The organism is Streptomyces liliiviolaceus, assembly GCF_018070025.1.
In the GTDB taxonomy this organism is placed as follows: Bacteria; Actinomycetota; Actinomycetes; order Streptomycetales; family Streptomycetaceae; genus Streptomyces; species Streptomyces liliiviolaceus.
The window spans coordinates 37,954-60,899 of the sequence record NZ_JAGPYQ010000004.1 but is presented as its reverse complement, the minus strand read 5'-3'; the positions used below and the strand labels follow the sequence as shown (position 1 = coordinate 60,899).

Below are 22,946 nucleotides of genomic sequence, written 5' to 3'. Positions count from 1 at the left end.
ATTCGGAAGAGACGATGCCTGAGCGGAACATCGAGTTCGGCAAGTACGGCGCCCGCGGCCTCAAAGGCCACGAAGCCGTCGCCCGGCAACTGGACGACCTCGCCGGCTACATCGCCACCCCCGTCACCGCCCGACGCGGCCTGACGGCGCGCCTGAACTACCTCACCCGCAGCACCCACGCCCTGGATGCTGCCCGCGCGGCCGGACTGACCGTCACCGGCCGCACCCTGCGCGCCTGGCAGGCCGGCACCCGCACACCCTCCCGAAAGAACCTCGCCGTGATCGAACAGGCGTACCGGACCGTGCGGCGGGAGAACGTTGCCCGCTACCTGCTCGCCCGCCTCAACCGCGACGGCCGCGGCACCCGTGTGGAGATCCACCCGCTCAACCAGTCGCAGGTCGACCGGCCGCGCCAGCGCGCTATGGAGTTCCGCACCATGAACGTCCGACGGTGGGACCGCATCGTCGGCGCGTGGGCAGCCGGCGACGAGCGGGAGCTGGATGAGGCGTGGGTGGACCAGGTCGTCGACCTCGGCTCGCAGTGGGGCCAGTACGAGTACGTCACCAACATCGGCTTCGCCGCTTGATGTGATCCGGCATCAGGATGTGTGGGTGTCTTGTCGTGTGGCGTGTGGTGCGTGGTCTGGAAACGGCGAACCCCCTCGCGGCGACGAGGGGGTCGTGTAGCCGATGCTTTCCGCGATGACGGATAGCACAGCAGGCGATGCGCCACGGACGCACCTACCTCCCATTGACTCGTGCGGAGGGCCATTGGCGCAACCCTTTCTGGGACAATTTCCGGTAAGCCCCTGAACTGGCACAAACTTCAGGTAGAGCGCTCCCATTGGCCGTGGATTCACTCTGTGTAGTTGTCCCAAGGGTTATCCACGCCCTTACGTCGGACAGATCGGACGTGATAGCTCTGCAGTAGTGACCCGGAGTAGCATTCCGTTTCGGGGCCCGGTACGGCGAATACCGGGTGGGGTCATCCCGAGCATGGTGATCACCACGGAGATCAGATGACCCCCTGCTACCGGCTAATACTCTCGGTAACTGCCCTGCTCCTCTTCACGGCCCTCACGATTTTCATGCTTCGTGAGGGCCAACCGACAGGCGCTATCAGCACCGCGATCCTCGCGATCGTGGTGGGAGTCCAACAGCTCTCTCAGACATTCGACCGGCCGGCGCGGTCTGAACACCGCCCGCAAACCGGCGATGACCGCATCGACGGCAGCTCCGGCACGCTGGCCGTCATGGCCGCTCCCGCCCCGAAGGACGAGCCCGGCTCCGACGCCGGCCAAAGGCCGGCAGCATGAGCGACAGCGACAACAGCTCCAGCAGCGTCGCGCTGTCGGCGCTCGCGGACGAGCCGGACTTCCTGCCGGCATGCGTTCCCCAGCCACGTGCGTGCGGCGATACAGAAGCCCGGCGTACGAGGCGGGGCCGAAGCTTCAAGCCCCTCACGAAGCAGCCTGTTCTCACTCCGGAACGCCTTGTCCTCGTCAAAGAACTTCGCACTGCGTATCTGCAGAGCGAACTGACACTCCGTAAACTCGTCGAGGACCACCTGGTCCACGCCAGCAAGTCGCAACTCAGCCGTCTCCTGAACGCCGAAGGCCGCTACCCCGACCGGGACACCGTCCTGAACCTTGCCGCCGCGGTCAAAGCACCGCAGTCCAAGACCTGGTGGACCGAAGCATGGAGCGCAGGTGCAAAAGCGGAAGGATGGTCCGAATCCTGGATCCGCGACGGAAAGCAAGGCGCCAAGGCAACGGAAAAGAAAGCACGTGCAGTCAACAGCACCCCTGTCGCCACTCCCCGACTAAATCAGGGAAAACGAGGAAGCGGGGGAGAAGGTGCGAAACTCCGGCTGTCCGCAGCGCTGGCTACCGTCATCGTCCTCCTGATGATGGCTTCCCTTGTTCAGGGTGCCTTGGGCGGAGACTCCGATTCGCGTACAAGCGGCAGGGACAAAGTTTCCTGCTCCAGCGAATACCGCTGTAGTACCTACCATCCATCCCCGGCCTGGAGTGATGAAGTCCAGACCTCGGCTCCTACGCTCCCGCCGGATTCCTCGCGCGATGAAAGCAGGGATTACGCGAGTAAACCCGGAGCTGTTGCGCCAGGCGATGAGTACAGGCTGGTTCCTGATCTCATTGAACGGAGCCGCGTTTCTGGATACGGTGTGACATGGGCAAACGGAGAAGTCACTCTGTACGGTGCGTACGGAGAAGAAGTGAAGGTCCCCTCGGGCACGGAACTCGGTTTCGAGTGCAGTACATTGAGTACGAATGGCAGGAAGATGTACGTCATTCCGCTCTATGACGGCAGGCAGCTTTTCGTCACTAGCCTTGAGGTGACCGTTCACAGGGAGCCGGTGAAATGTCAAGCGGTTAATTACGGTCCCTAAAAGGGCAGCCGGCAGAGTGTGCTGGAATCCGCTGTACTGACAGGAAGGGGCCTGGGAAAGTTCCAGGCCCCTTCCTGTTGTGCGGGGGTGTCTGCCGCCCGCGCTTCCCGCAGACCGCCGACTGCATTGCCAGCGTGACCAGCGCACCGAGCACGGCCAGGTAACCAGTCGCTTGCGGCAGCGAGCGGCCGAGGATGAAGCGTGGGGGGGGGCAGGTCATCGACCTCGCCCCCCCCCGCGGGGCGGCAGGAAAGGCCTGGTCAGGAGCGCGCTCTGAAAATCTTGAAAAGATGTACCCCCCTAGGGTTGACGTACCCCTGTAGGGGGGTGCATTGATGGGTGTAGGGACGACAACAGCAGAGGGAGAGGACGGCGGAGATGAAGACGTACCAGATTGAGATCAAGAACGCGGACAAGATCCCCGTGAAGCGGTTCTACTTCGACATCGACGAGCAGACCGCCTACGACATGTTCGACGAGTGGGCCGCCCGCTACGACAGCAGTCACAAGCTGGAACTGAGCAACCGGCGCACCGGGAAGCTCCTCCCCGAGGGTCGGCAGAGCGGATACGCCGAGTGGATGGACCGCGATCTCACCGAGTGGGAGAACGAATTCGTCGCATGGACGTAACAGACCAGCCGAGGGGCCGGGGAAACCCGGCCCCTCCCGCACGAAGGGCGACATCATGACGACCGCGCTGAACGATCTGATCACCGCTCTTCAGCAGCTCGCCGAACTGCCGCCCGTCGAACGGGCAAAGCGCTGCCCAGAACTCATCGACACGGCCAAAGCTGCGCTCGCCCACGAGCGCGGCGCCGCCCTCGCCGAAGCCACCGACAGCGGCGACTGGACTCAGGCCGAGATGGGCCGCGAGCTGGGCAAGTCACGGCAGAAGATCCACGACATGATCGCCAGCTACCGCCGGGAGCAGATCAAGGAGCAGCAGGCCGGTTGAGCGACGGCATCCCGCACCCCTGAGACCGCAGATGCGGGACATCTCCCTCACGCACACCGCCCCGGCCCGCGGGAAGCGTCCGTCAGCAACGCCCCTCAGCAGCACCTCGCAGCGTCGACAGGAGCTCCGGCGGCATCCGCCCGCCGGGGCTTCTGTTTGGGCCTGCGCGGGGCCGTACAGGGGCACAGGCGCAGGCGGCCTGTCCGGCACCTACGGCGCCGGACACGGAAGAGCACGAGTGGCTCCGGCACAGGGGACGTGCCGGAGCCACAGCACCTGTCAGCTCTTCGAGACGGACGGGGAAGCCGACGGCGTCGGCGAGGGCGTGCCGATGAATCCGTTGTCCACCACGAGCAGCGGCGGCGCGTCTGCGGGTAAAAAATCTTTCCATCGGCGTGCACACTTCGGTCCTGCTACTGCTCTCAGGGGGCATGAAGGGTGAAGACCAAGAAGACATGCCGGGCACTGGAGTCGGTCCGGAAGAGATCTTTTCCGCTCCAAAGAGCCATGAAAAAAAGGTTCCTGCGCCGAACCAAAACGCAGGTGCAGCAGTCGTACTGTTCAACGCTGTGGTAGCTGGGACAGGTGGGATCTACATCAGCACTCAGTCAGTGTTGATCACAGCGTTGGCAGCGGTACTAGGTGCATTGCTTGCTCTGATCGTGGGAAGAAAGCCTTAGTGGCCTTCCATCCCTGCATCGTTAACGATGCAGGGATGGAAGTTATCTTAGCGATCCAGGGGAGGGGAAATGAATGGATGCAAATTCCGAAGTGGGGGGGAATGCGTCTGAGAGCTTCGACGTATTCTTCCGTGAATGTTTCCCTCGGATCGTTTCATTTCTAGTCTCGGAAGGATACGCCCTTGAGGACTCGCGGGATGCCGCAGAAACCGCTATGACTCAAACATACTCGCGTTGGGAAGGCCTGAGTACACCTAAAGCCTACGCGTTTAAAATAGCCATTAGGGAGGCGGGTAAAAATTACTTTAGAGGTCGAGAGGATATTGCTCGCGCGGTGAAGGGAGGTTGGCTCAGGTCCCCGAAAGACACAGAGGGAGATACGCTGAATATTGAAGGTGAGAGCTGGATAAAATTCATTCTCTCTCAACTTCCGGAAGGGCAGCGTATCGCGATGGCGCTCCATGTAGACGGTTTCACAGTGAGTGAAATTGCGCAGACCATGGGAGTCAGGAAATCGACGGTACGATCCCATCTGCGGCACGCGAGGGCCACATTGAAAAGGTTGCTACAAGAAAAGGAGGGATAGCAGTGGAAAGAAGCAATGAACTGGAAGAACGTCTGCGGCAAGCACGCCGTCATCACGCTCAAGCAATTGAAGAGCTTATAGATATGACGGCTGCGCTAGAAAGAGTGAAACGTGAAGGTACTGTACTGAAGAACCAACGCGAGTCTGTGGCAGCAACTCCACAAGGCGGATTTTTCATGAACGCAGAAGTGGCAGCCGTTGGGAAGCTGCTACGCAAAAATTCGGGAGATTGGATCACTGATCTCACTATCTGTGAGAGTACCAAAGTGTCGCCTCCTGGAGTGTATGTCGCAGTCCGTCAGATGATAGAAGCGGGGTGGCTCTACTCCTACTGGGAAGAAGATGTTCCCGCTGGGGAGCCTCGACGTCGCTTTTACCGGCTATCCCCTGAGGGGTCCACTGCATTGCCTATCGCTCTCGCCCAGTACGATCAGCAGACCGCTGGAAAATCCTCCTCGAATTACGCAAGGCATCCAAAAGAAGCTCCAAATTAGCCAGCAAGGGAGATTCCCGTTGCCCTACGAAGTCATTTCAATCGCGGCGAATTCAGCCTTTTCTTTTGTTGGTCTAGGGGCTCTTCTTTCATCTGGAATGTGGGCAGTTGGGGCATTTTCAAATAACTACACCCAGTCGGTGAACGGCAAAAAAGGCTTCCTGATCTGCCTTTCAGTGCTAGTAGTCGTATCGGCCGCTTACTCTATTCTGGATGCTATTTACCCGGGGCATTTTCCGATGGGCACGGTAACGGCCCTTTTTTCTGGCAGTGTAATACTTGTGTCTGTTCTCCTTTCGCTGCCAGCAGCAACCTCATGGTTCATCAGGGAACTTATGCAAATGACTGTCGAAATCTCCTCACTACCCCTTCCGCCCCGGGAGCGCAGTGAATATAAGGAGTCGGTTTTGGCGACACTCTACTCCTGCCCTAGGACTGCAAGGTTTCAGTACATCGCCAGGACGCTAATCGAGAGCCCAATGATGGCACTAAAACGCCGAAGGTCACATCAACGTCTAAACTCGATGATCGCCCGAAGGAAATCCGTTTAGTAGGGCAAAGCGGAAGTGCCAGGAAGCTGTCGCCCGGCAGCTGGACGCGCTCGCCGGTTACATCGCCACCCCTGTCACCGCCCGCCGCGGCCTGACAGCCCGCCTGAACTACCTCACCCGCAGCGCCCACGCTCTTGATGCCGCCCGCGCGGCCGGTCTGAACGTTACCGGCCGCACTCTGCGCGCCTGGCAGGCCGGCACCCGCACGCCCTCCAGGAAGAACCTCGCCGTGATCGAGCAGGCCTATCGGACTGTGCGGCGGGAGAATGTCGCGCGGTATCTGCTCGCCCGGCTCAACCGCGACGGCCGCGGCACCCGGGTGGAAATCCACCCGCTCAACCAGTCCCAGGTCGACCGGCCCCGCCAGCGCGCCATGGAGTTCCGCACCATGAACGTCCGCCACTGGAACCGCATCGTCGGTGCATGGGCCGCCGGCGACGGCCAGCAGCTGGACGAGGCGTGGGTGGACCAGGTCATCGACCTCGGCTCCCAGTGGGGCCAGTACGAGTACGTCACCAACATCGGCTTCGCCGCTTAAGCCTTCGGACGCAGTGCTCGCGGCCGCGCCGCGGGGCACCGCGGAAACCATTACTCATCCAAGCCGAGGGCCCGGGTTCGTCTCCCATCCGACGCCTCTGATCAGGACAGGAGCGGTCTTGTGGCTCTCGCGTGACTGTCGCACCGGTCCTGGATCGTACGAGTCGCGCCTCTCGCGCCAAACCTTTCCCTTGCGACCGGGTGCCGCACCCGTCCCACTGTTACTTCGTGACCGTTTTCGCGCCAACTTCCATCAAGGGTGATCAAGCTCGGCCCTTGGCGCCAGCCACCATCGAGTGATGTCAGTCACAAGCGCTCGCGGCGAGGTCGGAGGTGGCGGCGGATTGTTCAGAGTTTGGCGAGCGTGATCACAAAAGGGGCGAAGGGCCCGTACTGTGCGCGGGCATTTTTTTGGCCCCCCGCCGAAGCGGGGGGCCGTGGAGCACTCAGGCCTTGAGATGTCTCCGTTGTGCGGTCAGTTGGCGCTGACCGCGGCCTCCATGGTGGCGTGCCGGGAAGGCCGTGTGCAGCGTTCGACGTGCTACGCCGAACAACCCGCACAACTTAATAATACTGCTGAGCTGCGGGGATCGCACTGTTTGACGTTGTTCGAGAAGTGTTGACTCGTCAGCCACGCGTGTTCAAGCCGTCCCTCGAAAGGTGCATATGGGCACGAATGTACGATTCGTGGGGGTGCTGAGGGCTATACCAGATCCCCGGTTTTTCGGCTTCTCTCCGTTCACACGTGTTGCCGCCATGAGGGTTATCCACAGGACCACAGGCCCCGGGTTGGGTACCTGACGCAGTATCACCGCCGCACCCCCATGAGGCAGACTGTTCACACGCATGTGGAGGTCGGGCCCCCGACCGCTCTGGGCCCACGGGAGTTGGCGCTCTCGCCGGTGAACACAAGCAGCACCACCCACAACTACATACAGGTACGTACTGAGCACTCAGGCCGCTCACCACACCCGCCCCGGGTTTCCGAGGCGGGTGCCGGAAAGGGCCGCCCCACAGGCGGCCCTTTCCGGATCTCCCTCGGGTCACCCCGGCCCAAGGAACAAGGAGAGAGATGTCCACCAGCAACAACAGGCTCAACCGTGCGCGCCGTAGGCGCTTGTCCCTCGCGATCGTGACCGCGAACGGGGCCGGCGCCACCTCGGGTGTGATTACGCAGGCCGTCTGCTCCGACCCCACCATTGCGGTCCTGGTGGGGACGTTCGTGTCCGGCGTGGTCGCCGACGGCCTTCTCCAGGTCGTCGGCGCTCGCAATGAGCGCGACACCTACGACGACGAGCATGTCGCGGAGCTCGACGACGGCTACGGAGATCTCGACCGAGAAGTTGTCGGTCAAGGCCGTGATGAAGGTCAGCACGGAGATGGGCATGTCGACGCCCGTGACGATGATGTCCGCGAACTCGGCGCGGGTCACGTCGGCCTCGGCCATCGTCGGCACCGAGGTGCTGCCGGCCATGGATACGCCCGCTGCACCGAGGACGAGGGGCACCAGCACAGCGCCCGACAGCTGCACGTCCCTGCCCGACGACGCTCTCAGGTGACGGTGCCACAGAACCTGCGCCACCGTCACCTGCACAGGTGGGGGCAGCGGTTTGTCCGCCGCTTCCACGAACGGACCGTCGGACAGCAGGCCGACAGGCGTCGTGATGCGTCGTGACCGGAAGATCCCGGTGACGGACAAGAAGGGGCTGCCGGAGCTTGCCCGCGATCTGCGGGCGCTCCGGCGCTCCGCCGTCTCCTCGTACCCGCACCCGACCAAGACCATCCACCCCACGACCGCTCCACCGGCCGGGGTGTCCACCAACGCCACAAGTACTCAGCATGGAGGCAGTCATGGCGCGTCCTGAGAAGGAGATCCCGGCCACGGCTCCGCTGGAGGTGGCAGAGCTTGCCCGCGAACTGCGGGCGCTCCGCCGCTCCGCCAAGCTGACCTACCAATCCCTGTCGACCAGGTCCCACTACTCCACGGCCACCTTGTCGGCAGCCGCGTCCGGCAACACCGTACCGAAGTGGGAAGTCGTCGACTCCTTCATTCGCGCATGCGGCGCCAAAGAAGCGGACCTGCCGACATGGCGCAGGCTCTACCAGAACGCTCACGTCCGCGCCATGACGGAACAAGCCGTGCGCGACACCGTGGTCCAGCCCACCGACCCCGCCCCTGTGCCGACGGACGACACCACCGAGGACGAGACCGACAAGCATCCTGGAGGCCGGCGAGGACGCAACAAGCAGGATCAACAGAAGACCGTGCCTCCCCAGCCGGACGGGACCATAATCCGTACGCAGCCGGACGGTCTGATGACGTTGGTCCAGCAGTTCGTGGACATCCACACGAAGCTGGACACCGAGTTCCAAGGCGACGCCCAGCGCGTCAGTAGCCTCACTGTGGACCACATTCACACCGCGCTGGCCCTCTGCACCACGCCCGGCGATGTCCTGGAGGTGATGCGCGAGATGGTCGCGGACAAGGGGTTGACGATAGGAGACCTTGAACGCCGGAGCAAGCCGATCTACCCGATCTCCGGCACGACCTTCGCACACGTGCTCAGCGGAAACGAGCTGCCCACCACGGAATGGCTGCACATTTTCCTACGAGCGTGCGGAGTTGACCCCGAGCGCACCCTGATCTGGCACTACACGGTGACACGCATCAAGATCGCCGCATTGAGGCACCGCAAACAGCACATGCCGATCATGGCCACCACCCCGCCTCCGCTGCGTCCCGTCAAGACCGACAGCACGCCGCCGCCCGTCTCGTTCAGCGCATCCACCCGAGGCCTGTTCATGCTCTCGAATGTCCTGCTCGCGGTCGTCACGACGGCGGTACTGCTCATGCAAGTGCTCTGATGCCCTCAATTCTTCGGTCCCCGGGCTGATGCCCGGGGACCGAAAGGCGTGGACCTACCAATTGTCAAAGGGCCGGTAATTAAGACACATGAAGAGTTCCTGTGTGGTGATGGTTCTCTCTGTGTGGGATATTTTGTTTCTTAAGATAGAGAACGATTCGGTTTATTTTCTACAGCCAATCCTGAGCCATCTTCGTGAATGTTCGGCGCGCCTCTTGCACTGTCGCCGTCGCCTTCGTCAGGGAATCAACGTTTCCGTCTGCACGCCGTTCGTACTTGACGAGCATGTACGCATGAATCGCTTCGGCGTACCTGGCGGCGGCATCTCCTACCTCATCGGGAGCACCTACGAAGCGAAGAGCGCTCTCGGTGTTCCACTCATCCCATTTCAAGGCGTTGGCGAACTTTTGCGCAGTACCGATGGCTGTTGCCGACCGCTCCAAGGTCCGCATCGCTTCATCAAAGTTGGTCACGGCGGCCTTCGCCGGCGTCTCAGCCCGCTCTGGATCCTTCAGCTTTGCTACTCGATGCTGCACCCACAACGTCAACGCTGCACCGGTTCCGACGCCAAGCGCGACAGCACCCATGACCATCTGAACGACCTCAACTGCGTCCATGGTCGACGACCCTACGGCCGCCACCTCTTGGACGCAGTCACCTGAACAGGACAGACCCATGCCACGGTGAAGGATGCTTGCGAAGATCCAATTCAAAATTGGTGATCTCGCCCTGGGCCGCGCATGTCAGACATCGTCTGCGGTTGGAAACATCTGATACCAGGAGAGTTCATGGCCGGGTTCGTCAGCGAACCACGCCCAGGTGCCGGCAGCGAGGTCCTTGAGGCGCTTCTTGGCAGGGGCTGCGTTGCGTGACTCGAAAGCGCTGAGAAATGAGCACTGGCTGGCCTTGATGTTCTGTTGTGCTGCCCATCCGAGGAGTGCTTTGCGGCGTCCCTCGGTCACAGCGCCGTCAGACGCCACTGCTTCGATGATCCAAAACGTTACAGGGTCCGAGTTCACGTCGGCCATCAGTACGTCCGGGAGCACGTCTTTCGGGTCGATTTTGATGCCCGTGCTCTGCAAGGTCCCCTTGTCGCCGATGTGGACCTTATCTCCCGGCTCGGAGATTGCGAGCACCACAGGCTCTCCCATGCGCGCAGGAGCCCATTCCTCGATAACGCCCTTAATTATGAGGGATGATTTTCCGGGTTCAAGGGTTCGGGTGGTATTGTCAGGGAGTTTAACAATGACAGCATGTTTGGCTTCCTGCGCCTTGATAGCGCGCATAGCCTTGAGCTTGGTACCGGGGGTCATATGCCGGTCCCGCCACTGCTGAGCCGCTTCCCTAACCTGATCATCCGTCATGTCGGGGTCAAAAAGGTCTGCGAAATCGTCTAGCAGCGCCCAGGTGGGTTTACTGCTGTTGACCGCAATCCCGGGCCTCTTCCGGATCGCGTGATGCTCGCGCCATGCCCTGAACGTCTCATCGCGGAGCGTTTCGCGCGTGTTGTCCCTATATTTCGGCTGGAAAGGGATGCCCCATGATTCTTGGAGCTGTTCAACGAGCTTGCTGTTCTGGAGGGCGGCGACTCGCCATGAAAGACGCTCGCCGTCCGTCTGGTGCTCCAGAGCCGCGTCTGAAATCCATACCACGGTCGAAGGGCGTGCCCACCGCGCCGTTTCCGCAGCGTCGTCGGCCTTGCACACTGCATCGACATAAATCAGAGCGGCAACCGCTGTGCCCGCCAACGGAGAGGAAAGAACCGTATCGAAAGCAGCGCGCGGGAAAATAAACTCCAGTCGGTGCTCTGCTTCTTCGGGCGTGATGATCTTTCTCAAGTCACATGCCTTCCGGCCGGTAGGCGGCGGCAACTGCTGCTTCCAACGCGCCGCCCTCAAGATCGTTCCACTTACGTACTACGTCGGGGTCCGGCAGCGGGATCGACTCCAACTCGTACGCGCTGAGCGCGACGGAACCTGAGATGCAGCGCACCACTCGGTCCAGCGCCTTGGTGGCCAGCAGGCGCGTCATGGCCTCGTTGGTGAGGACTGGGTCCGCAGCGGTGGGCCTGAGGACATTGACGTGGTTCTCAACGGTGACCCGCCCATGGCGAGCTTTCAGTGCGTCATTGTCCAGCAACGCGGCAACAAGCCGTCGTGACTGCTCGGGAGCTGTCGTGCGTTGCACCAGTATGGCCGGTCTATCCAGAACCATGACCTTCGGATCAGACGCCGCTGTGAGTGCCATGTAGCGCATCGAGTCACGGGCCGGATCACGGTGCAGCACACCGCCGTCAAGATCCGCTGCCCAGATGACGTGCGATCGTGATGGACCCCACGTCGGGTAGAGGTCAGCACTGCGACGATTCCACACGAGAGGTCCGGTTGAAGCGTGCCAGCCGAACGAGGCGAATGACTCGGTCATCGCGGAAGCGGCAGCAGCTACGGGCGCATCGTCCGAGCGGCGCGGCAGCACCCAGGGCTCGCCAGTCCGCTGGGTCTTCACGCTGGCGATCGACGTCTGGGTGCTGCCGAGGCTGCTGATGCGCGTCTTCTTACGCCTGCGCCGCTCGAAAGTGGCCAGGCAGGTCTCTTGAAGAACGGAGGTGAACACCCCACTGCGGTCTTCAACGAAGGTGACCGCACTCATGCCGGCTTCACGGCCTAGGTAAGTGCGCAGTTTCGAGAAATAGCGTCCGCTGGTGAAGCTCGTGGGGACGAGCGCGGCCAGGACGCCCTCACTGTCCAGCGAGGCGACGGCGGACGCCATGAACAGGCTGTACATGTTCGCGTGTCCGTACAGCACGTGCGCGTACCGGTCCCGCTCGGCAGAGGACAGCCGCACGCGGCCGTAGGGCGGATTCATCACGACGACTCGGGCCTTGTGCCCGGAGTCCGCGAGGCCATCACCCACCTGAGCCAGGACCGGCAGCGGCCTGCGTACCTTCTGAGGGACACGGGCGAGCGTGGGAAGCATCTCCGCGGCCAGCACGACATTGGCAACCCACACGGCGGCCGGGTCGGTATCAACGCCCTGGACCAGGTTCGGGAGACCCGCAAGGGTCAGTGCCGGGTCGACGTCGTACGAAGCGTGCAGGTGCTCCCGCAGAACCGGCAGAAGAAGGGCCCCCGCACCGCACGCCGGATCTCGCACCAGACCAGGAAGAACTTGCTTACCCGGAGGCAGACCCAACGATGTACGAGCCAACCCCCACAGGTGCGAAGCGAGCTCGGGAGGCGTGTAATGCCGGCCGTGCCGCGCACGTGTCGCCGACGAAAGAGCTTCCACGTAGGCAGCGCCCACCTGTTCCGGCGTCAGCGCCCCCCAGGAGTCACCCAGCGGCGGATCACTTGGAACATCAACCGGCGGGACAGCCTGAAGAGCTGTTTCGATCTCCAGCCAGCTGCCGGTGAGGCCGGCCGCTGTTGCCTGTGCCCGCCACCATGCCGGAATCGCAGCCAATACAGCGGTAGCTGTAGGGGTCAGCTCTGCGGGGTCGCTGTCTGCAACCGCACCGCGGGAGCCGCGTGAGCCAAGAGGACGTGCGGCTGAGGCGTTCTCAAGAGCCTCCGAAAGAGCCGCGACGACGAGCAGGTCGGGCATCAGAAGGTGTCCTCCGGTTTGGGAATCGCGCCCACCCTACCCAACGGGATCATGGGATTTCTGCATTAGGGGAGCCTAGACCCTGAGACAGGGAGGCCAACACCAGGGCCACCTGGGCATCGGCCCCAGAATCCGGCACGACAACTCTCCGGCAGGTTCTGGCTCACACCCGGCAGGAGCTGCGCTGCACCGTGGAGTGCATGGATTAGCGCCAGTAAGGTCGTCTCATGCCATCGCATGCCAAGAAGCACCACTTCGTCCCTCAGTTCCTGCTCCAACACTTCGCCGGACCGAAGGGCAAACTGGTCATTCACCAGGTGATGAGCGAACGGCGCTTCAAATCATCGGTCAACGATGTAGGCCACCGCAATCTCGGGCATTCGATATACCGGCCCGGCCAGGAGCCGGACCACGTCTCGATGGAAGCTGCCATGGGCAACATCGAGGGCGCGGCAGCCACTGCGGTGAGAGAACTAGTCCAGAGCCGAGAGCGTGCGGTCCCCGTACACGCCCGTGAGGCTCTGGCGTGGCTGCTGGCCTTGCAGTGGCAGCGCAGCCGGTTTCTACGACACTTGGTCAGCGAGAAAATCGACGTCGAAAACACCGGATTGTCCGACGAAGAGATCCAGACCGGCATGATGATGCTGATCGACAGCGCTGTGCTCAACCCCTGGCGCCTACGAAACGACGACGACGCGCACTACAAGGATCAGTGGAACAACCTCGTTTCCACGCTACTGTCCAGCGAAATGTACTGGTCCAGCTATCGCCCTCGCAGCGGCGGACTACTCGTCAGCGACAACCCAGTATGTTTCTCCGGCATTGTCGGTACACCGCCCCCAGACATTCCCCGCGGTTACTTTGACCACGGTGTTGGTATCGGCTTCCAGAACTTCCAACGCCTGACCGTGCCGCTCGGCAGTCACCTCGCAGTAATAGTCTCCCGCGACCCGCAGGACGCTGCCCGGCTCCGCGTCGCAGACTTCAACCGCTTCACCGTCTTCAACAGCAGAGAATTCGTAGCGCACTCCCCAGAATGGCCCAAAGCTCACCCGCAACTTGCCGAAAACCTGCCAGAACTCCTCAAGAGACAGCGCACCGTCGCACCCGCCTTCTTGCAGGACTACGCCCCCGGGGGCCGCGCTTCATAGGCCAGTCTCATCAGAACCCTTTCGGTACGAGCTGCCGACGCGAGACGCCTGCGAAACTCTGGCGCCCGAAAGCGGAACCGACTCAGCGGCACAACCTGGCTACCGGGCCCTTTGACCTCTCCTGCCGCGTCGCACAGCCCATCCCCGCCCGGAAACTGGCGGTGGTTGCAACGCACCTCGCAGAGCCTCGTGAAACGCTGCCAGAGCTCGTGTGGTTCGTTCCTCGTCTCTGTAGTGGTCCACCAGAGCGGACAGCACCTCTTGCGCTGACGCAGCCAACCCCGGCTCCTGGCGGCGGAGAAACGGCGCGACAGCTGACCCGAGCCGTGCAAGCGGACCCGCCAACTGAGCCGCGGACATCGCGCTGTCCCGGTCCCAGCGAACGACCTCACCGACAGCAGCTCCGTAGCCGACGAGGGCGCCTGGAAGACCTCTCTGAACGGACTTCCCGTAAGCACCGCCGGCTCGGATAGCCGCACGTAGTAGAACTACTGCTCTAGCTCGCCAGCCACCCCACAAGTGGTCATGGATCTTTCCCGCCCCCCTCACCGCCAACACTGCCGAGAGGAGCTCGTCAGCTTGAGCCTCAAGCGTCGCCCGGTCTTGTGCTGCGTCCTTACGTGCTTCCACCCGTCGGTTCTGCCTGGCCGTCTCCCAACTACCGAGGAAGAGAAGAATTACGGCGCCAGCCGCACCGGCAGCCGTACTGAGAAGTGCATTGTCCATGTACACCGCAACGCTGCTACAAGCCTCTAAAGTTCCACCTCCGCATGCAATACACACGTTCGGGGGTGTCTGAGAGACAGATCATCCCTGCGGGAGAGCCTTAGAAAATTTTCTTGGCAGAATTTTAGAAAGAATAGGAAAGGGCCCTCGACTAGTAGCCGAGGGCCCTTTTATCATCTGCGATAGAACTTCTCAAAGAGGCAGATTGCGTAATATACTGTACCTAGAACGTACATTGTTTCTGCAATTCCCATTGCTCATTTCACTTCCTCTCCCGGTGGGGTTATCCATAGGCTTCACCTCTGTTTCAGTAGGGGGCTACTCCTATGTTATAAGTATACCATAGATTTCTTTATGGAGTGAAATTGCAAACCCTTCCCTGAGGGCACCCAAGGTAGAATTTGGTGAGGTTTCGTGTTGCTATGAATCCTTGTTCCGTGGGTGAATTTCCTTCCTGGCGTCCGGAATCTGTGGTAGGTATTAATACCAGAATTTATCCAGGCTCTAGAAATGACGCATGATCCGCGACTGAAGCCGACCGCAGCGAGGGGGCCGCCCCTACTGCTGCGCCCTTCCTGTCGCGCGCGGAGCGCGGGGCGCACCTGTACGGGGCTGCGGAGCAGGCCTGTACAGGGTGAGGATCGGGCGAAGCCGGATCCGTCCCGGATCGCGGAGCGATTCCGGGGGCGGGACGGAGTTCCGCCGCATTCCACGGAGTGGAATGCTCCGTCGCAAGCGACGGTAACGACTCCGTTCCGCCTGCCCGGAATCGCTCCGCGATCCGGGACGGATCCGGCTTCGCCCGATCCTAACCCTGTACAGGCCTGCTCCGCAGTCCCGTACAGGTACTGCCACGCGCTCCGCGCGCGACAGAAAAGACGGCTGGCTGCAAGGTAGGGGGTCGAGGTGGACCGCATCCCGTCGGGTCCGGTCGCTGTCGAACAAGTTCAGGCCACTTCCGAACAAACTGAGTGCGTCACTTCTGTTCTCGGCTTGCTTCTGGGATGATGGCTCAGTACCTCCCCCTCCTGCAAGGGTCCGAAAAGACGCCGATCTGTGAGAGTCGAAGGATTCGTCATTTTGGATCCTGGATGGAATCCGGGTTAAGGACAGACCACCTCCCCGAATAATGAGAATGCGAGGTCTCGTGACTCAGATGGAATTGCGTCCACACCAGGCTGAGGCAGTCGATAATGTCGTCCGTATTCTCGGTGTGCCGCCCGGTGGCCGTATGCCGCCGGAGGGATTGAGGACGCAGGTCATCGCCGCTACCGGCTCCGGCAAAACCCTGATCGGTGCCGAGTCGGCGCATCGGCTTTCTGCCCGGCGGGTGCTGGTTTTGGTGCCGACGCTGGACCTGCTGACGCAGATGGCCACTGCTTGGCGCCGGGCGGGCCGTCCGGGGGCGATGGTCGGGGTGTGCTCGCTGCGGGCGGAGGAGAGCCAAGGACTGCCGTGCACGACCGACCCGGACGAGCTGGTCACCTGGATGGCTGGCCTGGAGACCGTCACGGTCTTCGCCACGTACGCGTCGGTCGGCTTGGGCATCCTGCAGCGCGCGCACGCCGCCGGTTTGGGGGTGTGGAGCCTGATGGTCGTGGACGAGGCGCATCGCGTGAGTGGGGATGGGATGAAGCCGTGGGCGGCCGTGCACGACCAGGCGCAGCTTCCTGCGGAGCGCCGGCTGTACATGACGGCCACCGCCAGGGTGTGGGAGGCCGAAGGCGAGCGGCCGCGGTTGGTGGCGTCGATGGAGGACGACTCGCCCGTCTTCGGTCCGGTGGCGTACAAGCTGACGCTCTCGGAGGCGGTCGGCCGGGGCATCGTTGCCCCGTATCAGGTGCTGTGCTTGGACATCCGCGATCCCGAGCTGTACGCGGCGCTGGCTACGGAGGCCACTGGTTCGGATGCCGTGCGCGGGGCCCGGCTCGCGGCGGTGCAGAGCGGGCTGATGCACGCGGCGACGAAGGAGCGGTTCCGGCGCGTGTTGTCCTTCCACAGCCGGGTCACCGAGGCCGAGGCGATGGCGGTCTCGGTGCCGGCGGTCGCGGCCCGGCTCGCCGAGGACGACCCCGATACCTACCCGCCTGCGGATCAGGTGTGGGCGGACTGGCTGTACGGCGAGCACGCTCCCGGGCACCGCAAGGCCGTGCTCAATGAGTTCGCCTCCGATTTCCTGGGGAAAGATCAGAATAAGCGTGCTGAATTGAGGGTGCTTTCTTCAGTTCGCATTTTGGGTGAAGGTGTTGATACTGCCGAATGTGATTCCGTGCTATTTTCGGATGCTCGCGGTTCGATGGTAGATATCGTGCAGATGGTTGGTCGTGCTCTGCGGTTGAATCCGGATCACGGAAAGCTTGCCACGCTGATTGTTCCGGTTCTCCTCGGGCCGGATGAGAGTCCGAATGAATTGCTCACTTCGGCGGCTTACGACAATCTCAGTAAGATCTTGGCTGCTCTGCGGGCGCACGATGCGGAGACGATCGAGGCGCTCGCGGACCCCCGGCTGCGCAACAGCCGGCCCGCTGCCGACGACGATCGTGGCGAGGACGAGGGCGAGCTGTCGGACGGTGAGGACGACGGCCAGGACGACGTCGGCCCGGAGACGCGGCGGGTGTCGGAGCGGGCGGCGACGATGCTGCGGTTCAGCGAGGAACGCGACCCGGCCGCGCTCACCCGGTTCGTGCAGCTGCGCGTCATCGACCCCGAAGGCGCGTACTGGTTGCGCGGCATCGAGGCCGCCACGCGGTGGCTGCGCGAGACCGGGAACAGCGAGCTGCGGGTGCCGTACACGTACGTCACGCCAGAGGAGTGGGGATCGGCCGGTTCGCATCCGCTGGGGGTATGGGTGGCGGATCAGCGCCGGTACTACGTGGCCGGGTCGCTGGAGGCTTCGCGCGTCACGGAGCTGGAGAAGGCCGGCATGGTCTGGTCTGTACACGCGTCCGCGTGGGAGGCCGGACTAGAGGTCGCCCGCTCCTACGCAGCCGTACACGGGCACTTCCTACCGCCCACCGGGGCCGTATGGGGCAGCGGCGCCGAGCGAGTTGGGGGCGGCGCCGGCTCCATGCCGATCGGAGTGTGGGCCAAGAACCAGCGTGCGGCGGCCAGGAAAGCGGCAGAGAACGCCGTACGGCGCGCCGCCGGGGAAACCCATGTCTCCTACGCCGGGGAGCTCTCAGAAGCCCGGCAGGAGGCACTGGCGGAGATCGACCCCGGGTGGTGCCCGATGGCGTGGGAAGTCGGCTGGCAGCGGGCCTACCGACTCGCCCTCGCCCACGCGAAGGCCGGCGGCGGCTTCCCGGCCGGGGCGGGCGAGCTGGTCGTCCAGGGCGAAGACCTCGGAGCCTGGATCACCGCGCAGCGGGCCGGGTGGGACGGCCTGGTGCCCGCGCAGCAGTACCTGCTGGAGACGCTCGGCATCGAACCACCCACGGACGGCGAAGTCGTGGTGCCGGTACGGCGCTCCCAGGATGAGCGGTGGAACACCAACCTCACCGCTGCCCAGCAGTTCCACGCCCGCGAAGGCCACCTACGGCCGGCCCGCAAACACATTGAGGACGTGGACGGCGAGCCGGTCAAGCTCGGGGCGTTCGTGGACAACACCCGCCGCCGGGTCGGAAAGCTGAGCGCGGAGCGGCGGGCGGCACTCGATGCGTTGGGCATGCGCTGGTAGATGATCCCGTGCGGCTGAATGCCCTGTACCCGTCAGGTGGCGGGTACAGGGCGCCCCTCGCGCACAGCCGGCTGAGGCAGTAGCCGGCACGGTTGCGCAGCGTTCCTCCCCCGGCTCCTGGCCCTCCGGAGGGGGTGGGGAGGGTCAGGAGCCGGGGTCCGGGGCCCTGAACCGGCCCCCTTTCCTGCGAGGGGCCGTCCCTGTCTGTGTTTTCCGGTACCGGGTGCGGGCCGGATGCGGCCGTAGGCGGCATCTACGCCTGTCGCAGGGCTGCCTGATACGTCGACGGGCAGAAGTGGCCCGGAGCCGGGTAGGGCATAAGGGGTGTGGATCTTGTAGGGCGAGGGGGCGGTGACGGCCGGTGTCACACCTGCCGGTCTCCTGCGGACGCAGGCTGGAGGTGGTTCCGGAATCGGTTGCGCCCGGTCTGGTCCGTCCGTGCCGCGGGCCCCCGGGCCGATTGCGGTGTGGTAGCCCGCAGCCCTGGTGACGACGTGATCACGATGGCGGAACGGAGCATTGCCGGGGGTGGTGCCGGTCGTTGGGATCGGTATGAGGACAGAAGACCAGCAGCACGTGGCGCCGGCGGTCTTCGCCTCACTGACGCATGCGTACTGGCTGGCCGATGACCATGCTGACTGCGGCGGCTGCCGTGAGCTCCTGGGCGCTGGTGACAGTGGCAGCCGGGATGGCCGTCCGGCTGCACGGGACAGCAGACGGCCAGGGCGGATGGAAGGGGCCCGGATGATCCTCGTGGCCGTGGCAGCCCTCACCGTGGTCACCGCACTGGTGATGGTCACGAGTTGACCCGCCCTAATGAAACGGGCGGCAGGCACGCGCACGACGGTTGTGGGTGAAGGCATAGACGTGCAGCCGGACTGGTCCTGACCGGCGCAGATGCAGAGGCAGGCGCTGAGGGCGAAGGTGTGGTGGTGTGGGTTGGAGGCCGGGCCGACGCGCAACCGGCGAGCGCCGGCCTGGTCCCTGAGGCGCGGCTGCCCGCCCCGCCCCTTTTCCGTCTTCTCTTTTCTTTCGTCCGGGCAGGGGGTGCAGGTGTGCTGAGGGGGATGTCAGTTCAAGCGGATTGCTCCGACCAGGGGTCCTGAGCTGTGCCGATACGTGCTTGCGGAATCGGGTGGGGATACCTGCTGTGCTACCCCGTGGTGTACCCGTTGCCGTACCTCGTGGTGTACCCGTTGTCGATGGTGCGTGGTCGGCCAAGTACCGCGTTTTGCGGTGTTGCGGCGCGGATTGCGGATGGTCATAATTTTCGGCGCGTGGAGACCGTGGGCCGGCCGGAGTGGCCGTGCACCTAGTCGCCCCTGCCGTGGGCGGCGGTCTCGAAGTCCCCAGACCCCGGACGCACACCCCTTCGCGTGGCCCTCTGCCGAGATGGCGGTCATGGGCCGAGCGAGGCGGCATCGGGCCGGGGGCGTCTCCGGCCGGATGCCGAAACTGCTGATCCCCCTCGACCAGGTATGCACCGCATGGGAGAGGACAGTCGGCAGTAAGCCGTGCGCTCTGCGCCGATGGAGCGCACGGTCCACACACGCCTGCGCGTCACCGGGTTCTTTCCCCTCTGGGGTCCCTCACATTCGGGAGCGCAACAGGGCGTATTGCCCACCAAGTCGCGTCCGTGGTAGGAGATTTGTTGTGCGGCTGCCACCGCGCTGACGCGGTGACGGCCGGAGGCGCGAGGACCGAGGCCCCCCGATCGGTCCTCGCGATGCTCTCCTGGCGGTGCGGGGAGCGGGAGTTGCCTCGCCGGGTGCGCCAGGAGAGCGGAAGGGCTGGGGCCGTGCGGTCGGCGGTGCGGCTCCGGCCCGGCTTTCAGCCACATCCTGCAGTGCAGGCGAGTATGCGACGTCAGCCGTATGGCGGCTGGAGGCAGGCCCGCCCGCGCGGAAGTCATCTTCCTCACTCCGGTATCGGCATATGCCGGTACGTCTTTCTTCGTACCGGTTACGTCAAGGCCGCTGCGGTGTTCGGCCGGTTACTTTATGTTCGAAGGGCAGCCTCTCCGCGCCAGCCGGGCGTTGACAGACAGAGGCCCTTTCGCCCGCAGCAGAGCGAGCCTGTGGCATGCAGACACCGGGCCCCGCATTCCTCCCGCGGATGCGGTGCAGGCCCGGCGCGTCCCTCGGAGCATCAAAGTGCCGGGCTGCCTACGCCACGGCCACTCGGAGGGAGTGCCCACCGGCGCTGCTCGGGGGAACCGGCGCCGGGCCGGGCACGCGGCCGCCACATCCGTGGCGGCCGCCGCCACGCCAGCAGAGCCCGCCCAAAAGTCCGGCCGCCACGCCCGTGGCGCACCACACAAGGAGCTGTCACCCCATCACCGCCCCCTGGCCCGTCCGCCGCGAAGAGTGCCGCGTGGTACGTCCCCGCGGAGAACTCGACCTCGCCAGCCGCAATGCCTTCGCACTACTCCTGCGGGGAACCTGCCGCACCACCCTGGACGCCTGGCTCATCGTCGACCTCACCGCGGTGACCTTCATGGACTGCACCCCGCTGCACGCACTGTGCACCGCACAGAAACGCTGCGCACAGGCCGGCCACGGACTGCGCCTGGTCTACGACCAGCCCGCCATCGGCCGCCTCCTCGCCTTCAGCAGCCTGTCCGCCGCCTTCCCCCGCTACTCCAGCCCCGATGACGCCTGGTCAGGACAGACGACCACCAGGCCCTCCTGATCCACACGCCCCGCCGGTGTACGGCAATGGGTTCTGCGTTCTGCACCGACGGAACGCACAGCCCGCCTCCCCCTACGCCACCGGATACGCGACCACCAACCCGAGCATCCACAAGAACAGCAGAACGCATCCGGTGAACGCCCGGGCACGTTCGATGAGTGCGTCCCGCTCCACGCCCCGGCTCCCGGCTCCCGGCCTGACCCCACCGCAGAACAGACTCCCGATACCGCGCCACGCACCACAACTCACACCTGCCCGATGACGCAGGCCGACCCAATGCCCGCCCGGCCCGGACACCAGTCAATGAAACGCGCACCCAACTGCGGGACGCGCTCGCGAAACGGTCGGTCATCGACATGGCCCACGGAGCGCTGATGGTCCTCTGCTCCTGCTCCGACGCACAGGAAATCTTGGTGGACGTCTTCCGACACTCCGCCACCCAGCTGTACGACGTGGCCGAAGCCCTCCACACCAGTGTCCAGGGCAAGCCGCTGCCGACACCTCTGCAGAGCCACCTCGCCGCCGCGGCCGCCAGGATGCGCACACGCCACCACGGCCACGCATAAAACAAGCCCGGTAGGCGTGCCCACGAGGCGCCAACGTCGTTGGCAAGGCAGCGCGCACCCGATTCCTCACAGCGGATGCGCAGTCTCCGAGGGTCCAACTCCCGTCATGGCGTTGGGCCCTCACCCCACCCGGCTTTCCTCATCCGAGGTCTCGGTGCCCTCAAAGGGCCAGACGTGCAAACTTGTCGAGCTTGTCGATGGCGAGGGGATCAAGCTCGGAGCGTTCATCGACACCGCCCAGCGCCGGGCCGGCAGCCTCAGCTCCCAACGACGCGCGACCCTCAGTGACGTTGGCACGCACGGGTAGAGGGCCGCTCCTGGAAACACATACCGGTGCGTCAGGCAGCCTCCTAGGACGTACTGCAGCGTGACGGTCGCCGCAGGGGCAAAATAGGATGTATGTCGAGCCCCCCGGGAAAGAGCCCGGTCCGTCTGATCTCGGAGTGGACGCATCTTGCCCTGGTGGTGCTGGAGGGTGACCTGGATGCCGATGAGGACGTGGAGTTGCTTGATCTGGCGGTGCAGTCGGCGGAGCGCTCCGGCAAGCGGGTCGTTGTGGACCTGTCCGGTGTGACGTACCTGGGTTCCGAGGCGTTCAATACTCTGCTGATGCCGCTGTGGCGGGGCCGTGCCCTTCCCTGGCTGGCCGGTCCACTGCCCCGGCAACTGGAGCAACTGCTGACGGTGACGGGCGCGAGGCAGCGCTTCCGTGTTTTCCCGACGCTGAAGGAAGCGGCCGAAGCCGCCGGTGACAGCACGCCGGGCCGGCACCCGGAGACATGAGCCGCAGGCCGGACAGCGCGGACAGGCACCCCAGCCATCGCAGCGTGCGCGCGGACAGACGACTTCCCGCGAAGCCCAACGCGGCTGATCTTCATGGCCCTGGCGGTCAGCAGCCCCACCAGGACTCCCCGAGCCGCCGCCCCTGCCGAACCCGTTGCCGACTGTGGCGGGCTGCGTCGCGCAGGAGCCTGAAGGCGTCCTCGGGGCTGATGGAGAGGCGTGCGGTGATAGATTGTTTCGCCTGCTGGATCCGGTGGTGGCTCTCCAGAGCCTGGTGGAGCTGGCCGTTGAGGGGTATACCGTCCGCGATCGCCCGCTGCTGGAGCAGGCTGATGGCTGCCATGCTCGCCAGGCTCTGCGCCAGATACGCGTCACGGGCGGGGACCGGGTGGTCGTGGAAGAGGCTCAGCCCACCGATCGTCTCCTCCCGCAGCCGCATGGGCAGCGTGGTGATGCGCGAATGTCCCAGCGCCTGAAGATCTGCTGCCACAGCGGGCCAGCGGCGCTCGATGTCGTCCCAGCCGGCCACCACAACCGGCTGCCCTGTGAACAAGCAGTCCAGCCAGGGCCCTGCGTGTGGTGGCGGTGCAGCAGGTCGAGCAGATCGGTGCTGTCCTCGGAGACAACCACTAGCAGCGGCGCGGACTCCTTGCTCCTCAGCACGATCCCGACCT

Annotated in this window: 21 protein-coding genes and 2 pseudogenes; 17 read left to right on the top strand and 6 right to left on the bottom strand. The window is 64.0% G+C overall.

Features of this window, described 5'->3' with window-relative positions:
• Positions 1–14: 14 nt before the first annotated feature.
• From J8N05_RS46975 to J8N05_RS46920, 12 genes and pseudogenes are all read left to right on the top strand, one after another.
• On the top strand, positions 15–587 hold the full coding sequence (locus J8N05_RS46975; protein ID WP_210894672.1) for a transcriptional regulator: 573 nt from the start codon (positions 15–17) through the stop codon (positions 585–587).
• 432 nt (positions 588–1,019) lie between these two features.
• Entirely contained in the window at positions 1,020–1,316 is a 297-nt protein-coding gene (locus J8N05_RS46970; protein WP_210894670.1) for a hypothetical protein, read from the top strand.
• Positions 1,313–2,410, top strand: a complete 1,098-nt coding sequence (locus tag J8N05_RS46965; protein ID WP_210894668.1) for a hypothetical protein — start codon at positions 1,313–1,315, stop codon at positions 2,408–2,410. The genes J8N05_RS46970 and J8N05_RS46965 overlap by 4 nt, the downstream gene beginning before the upstream one ends.
• 378 nt (positions 2,411–2,788) lie before the next feature.
• Positions 2,789–3,040, top strand: coding sequence for a hypothetical protein (locus J8N05_RS46960; protein WP_210894666.1), 252 nt, complete (start codon positions 2,789–2,791; stop codon positions 3,038–3,040).
• A gap of 55 nt (positions 3,041–3,095) precedes the next feature.
• Positions 3,096–3,365 (top strand): hypothetical protein, encoded by a 270-nt coding sequence (locus J8N05_RS46955; protein WP_210894664.1) that lies wholly within the window; start codon positions 3,096–3,098, stop codon positions 3,363–3,365.
• A gap of 431 nt (positions 3,366–3,796) precedes the next feature.
• On the top strand, positions 3,797–4,045 hold the full coding sequence (locus J8N05_RS46950) for a hypothetical protein (RefSeq protein WP_210894662.1): 249 nt from the start codon (positions 3,797–3,799) through the stop codon (positions 4,043–4,045).
• Positions 4,046–4,118: 73 nt separating this feature from the next.
• Entirely contained in the window at positions 4,119–4,631 is a 513-nt protein-coding gene (locus J8N05_RS48295) for an RNA polymerase sigma factor (protein ID WP_210894660.1), read from the top strand.
• Between the two features lie 2 nt (positions 4,632–4,633).
• Entirely contained in the window at positions 4,634–5,125 is a 492-nt protein-coding gene (locus tag J8N05_RS46940; RefSeq protein WP_210894659.1) for a PadR family transcriptional regulator, read from the top strand.
• Positions 5,126–5,688: 563 nt separating this feature from the next.
• Positions 5,689–6,213 (top strand): annotated as a pseudogene (locus J8N05_RS46935) (transcriptional regulator); the annotation flags it as partial.
• 1,071 nt (positions 6,214–7,284) lie between these two features.
• A complete protein-coding gene (locus tag J8N05_RS46930) occupies positions 7,285–7,887 on the top strand; it encodes a hypothetical protein (protein WP_210894657.1) in 603 nt (200 codons plus the stop codon).
• On the top strand, positions 7,877–8,077 hold the full coding sequence (locus J8N05_RS46925) for a hypothetical protein (protein ID WP_210894655.1): 201 nt from the start codon (positions 7,877–7,879) through the stop codon (positions 8,075–8,077). Before J8N05_RS46930 ends, J8N05_RS46925 begins: the two co-directional genes overlap by 11 nt.
• Positions 8,064–9,077 carry a helix-turn-helix domain-containing protein gene (locus J8N05_RS46920; protein ID WP_210894653.1) on the top strand — a complete coding sequence of 338 codons (1,014 nt, stop codon included), beginning with the start codon at positions 8,064–8,066 and terminating at the stop codon, positions 9,075–9,077. Before J8N05_RS46925 ends, J8N05_RS46920 begins: the two co-directional genes overlap by 14 nt.
• A gap of 169 nt (positions 9,078–9,246) precedes the next feature.
• Here J8N05_RS46920 and J8N05_RS46915 read toward each other — a convergent pair whose 3' ends face one another.
• The 3 genes from J8N05_RS46915 to J8N05_RS46905 form a co-directional block, all read right to left on the bottom strand.
• Positions 9,247–9,693, bottom strand: coding sequence for a hypothetical protein (locus J8N05_RS46915; protein ID WP_210894651.1), 447 nt, complete (start codon positions 9,691–9,693; stop codon positions 9,247–9,249).
• 126 nt (positions 9,694–9,819) lie between these two features.
• Positions 9,820–10,914, bottom strand: a complete 1,095-nt coding sequence (locus J8N05_RS46910; protein ID WP_210894649.1) for a BsuBI/PstI family type II restriction endonuclease — start codon at positions 10,912–10,914, stop codon at positions 9,820–9,822.
• A gap of 1 nt (position 10,915) precedes the next feature.
• Positions 10,916–12,679, bottom strand: coding sequence for an Eco57I restriction-modification methylase domain-containing protein (locus J8N05_RS46905; protein ID WP_210894647.1), 1,764 nt, complete (start codon positions 12,677–12,679; stop codon positions 10,916–10,918).
• Between the two features lie 227 nt (positions 12,680–12,906).
• Here J8N05_RS46905 and J8N05_RS46900 point away from each other — a divergent pair, with 227 nt between their 5' ends.
• From J8N05_RS46900 to J8N05_RS46885, 4 genes are all read left to right on the top strand, one after another.
• On the top strand, positions 12,907–13,830 hold the full coding sequence (locus tag J8N05_RS46900) for a DUF4238 domain-containing protein (protein ID WP_210894645.1): 924 nt from the start codon (positions 12,907–12,909) through the stop codon (positions 13,828–13,830).
• 1,882 nt (positions 13,831–15,712) lie between these two features.
• Positions 15,713–18,232, top strand: coding sequence for a DEAD/DEAH box helicase (locus tag J8N05_RS46895; RefSeq protein ID WP_247707058.1), 2,520 nt, complete (start codon positions 15,713–15,715; stop codon positions 18,230–18,232).
• Positions 18,233–20,314: 2,082 nt separating this feature from the next.
• Entirely contained in the window at positions 20,315–20,923 is a 609-nt protein-coding gene (locus tag J8N05_RS48045; protein WP_308287152.1) for an STAS domain-containing protein, read from the top strand.
• A 413-nt stretch (positions 20,924–21,336) separates the two neighbouring features.
• Positions 21,337–21,489, top strand: coding sequence for a hypothetical protein (locus J8N05_RS46885; protein WP_210894638.1), 153 nt, complete (start codon positions 21,337–21,339; stop codon positions 21,487–21,489).
• Between the two features lie 160 nt (positions 21,490–21,649).
• On the opposite strand, the gene J8N05_RS46880 is transcribed toward J8N05_RS46885, so the two are convergent.
• Positions 21,650–21,790 (bottom strand): hypothetical protein, encoded by a 141-nt coding sequence (locus J8N05_RS46880; RefSeq protein WP_210894637.1) that lies wholly within the window; start codon positions 21,788–21,790, stop codon positions 21,650–21,652.
• Between the two features lie 98 nt (positions 21,791–21,888).
• Here J8N05_RS46880 and J8N05_RS46875 point away from each other — a divergent pair, with 98 nt between their 5' ends.
• Positions 21,889–22,272, top strand: coding sequence for an STAS domain-containing protein (locus tag J8N05_RS46875; RefSeq protein ID WP_210894635.1), 384 nt, complete (start codon positions 21,889–21,891; stop codon positions 22,270–22,272).
• A 106-nt stretch (positions 22,273–22,378) separates the two neighbouring features.
• On the opposite strand, the gene J8N05_RS47860 is transcribed toward J8N05_RS46875, so the two are convergent.
• Entirely contained in the window at positions 22,379–22,615 is a 237-nt protein-coding gene (locus J8N05_RS47860) for an ANTAR domain-containing protein (protein WP_247707057.1), read from the bottom strand.
• A pseudogene (locus tag J8N05_RS47855) lies at positions 22,613–22,915 on the bottom strand (GAF domain-containing protein); the annotation flags it as partial. The gene J8N05_RS47860 and the pseudogene J8N05_RS47855, both read right to left, overlap by 3 nt.
• Positions 22,916–22,946: the final 31 nt, after the last annotated feature.

Bases quoted from the DNA above. Each gene is read 5' to 3' on its own strand.
- J8N05_RS46950 (WP_210894662.1), top strand. From the start codon at position 3,797: ATGAAGGGTGAAGACCAAGAAGACATGCCGGGCACTGGAGTCGGTCCG.
- J8N05_RS46925 (WP_210894655.1), top strand. From the start codon at position 7,877: ATGCGTCGTGACCGGAAGATCCCGGTGACGGACAAGAAGGGGCTGCCG.
- J8N05_RS46975 (WP_210894672.1), top strand. From the start codon at position 15: ATGCCTGAGCGGAACATCGAGTTCGGCAAGTACGGCGCCCGCGGCCTC.
- J8N05_RS46875 (WP_210894635.1), top strand. From the start codon at position 21,889: ATGTCGAGCCCCCCGGGAAAGAGCCCGGTCCGTCTGATCTCGGAGTGG.
- J8N05_RS46955 (WP_210894664.1), top strand. From the start codon at position 3,096: ATGACGACCGCGCTGAACGATCTGATCACCGCTCTTCAGCAGCTCGCC.
- J8N05_RS46930 (WP_210894657.1), top strand. From the start codon at position 7,285: ATGTCCACCAGCAACAACAGGCTCAACCGTGCGCGCCGTAGGCGCTTG.
- J8N05_RS46960 (WP_210894666.1), top strand. From the start codon at position 2,789: ATGAAGACGTACCAGATTGAGATCAAGAACGCGGACAAGATCCCCGTG.
- J8N05_RS46895 (WP_247707058.1), top strand. From the start codon at position 15,713: ATGGAATTGCGTCCACACCAGGCTGAGGCAGTCGATAATGTCGTCCGT.
- J8N05_RS47860 (WP_247707057.1), bottom strand. From the start codon at position 22,615: ATGGCAGCCATCAGCCTGCTCCAGCAGCGGGCGATCGCGGACGGTATA.
- J8N05_RS46965 (WP_210894668.1), top strand. From the start codon at position 1,313: ATGAGCGACAGCGACAACAGCTCCAGCAGCGTCGCGCTGTCGGCGCTC.
- J8N05_RS46905 (WP_210894647.1), bottom strand. From the start codon at position 12,679: ATGCCCGACCTGCTCGTCGTCGCGGCTCTTTCGGAGGCTCTTGAGAAC.
- J8N05_RS46915 (WP_210894651.1), bottom strand. From the start codon at position 9,693: ATGGACGCAGTTGAGGTCGTTCAGATGGTCATGGGTGCTGTCGCGCTT.
- J8N05_RS46920 (WP_210894653.1), top strand. From the start codon at position 8,064: ATGGCGCGTCCTGAGAAGGAGATCCCGGCCACGGCTCCGCTGGAGGTG.
- J8N05_RS48295 (WP_210894660.1), top strand. From the start codon at position 4,119: ATGGATGCAAATTCCGAAGTGGGGGGGAATGCGTCTGAGAGCTTCGAC.
- J8N05_RS46900 (WP_210894645.1), top strand. From the start codon at position 12,907: ATGCCATCGCATGCCAAGAAGCACCACTTCGTCCCTCAGTTCCTGCTC.
- J8N05_RS48045 (WP_308287152.1), top strand. From the start codon at position 20,315: ATGCAGACACCGGGCCCCGCATTCCTCCCGCGGATGCGGTGCAGGCCC.
- J8N05_RS46970 (WP_210894670.1), top strand. From the start codon at position 1,020: ATGACCCCCTGCTACCGGCTAATACTCTCGGTAACTGCCCTGCTCCTC.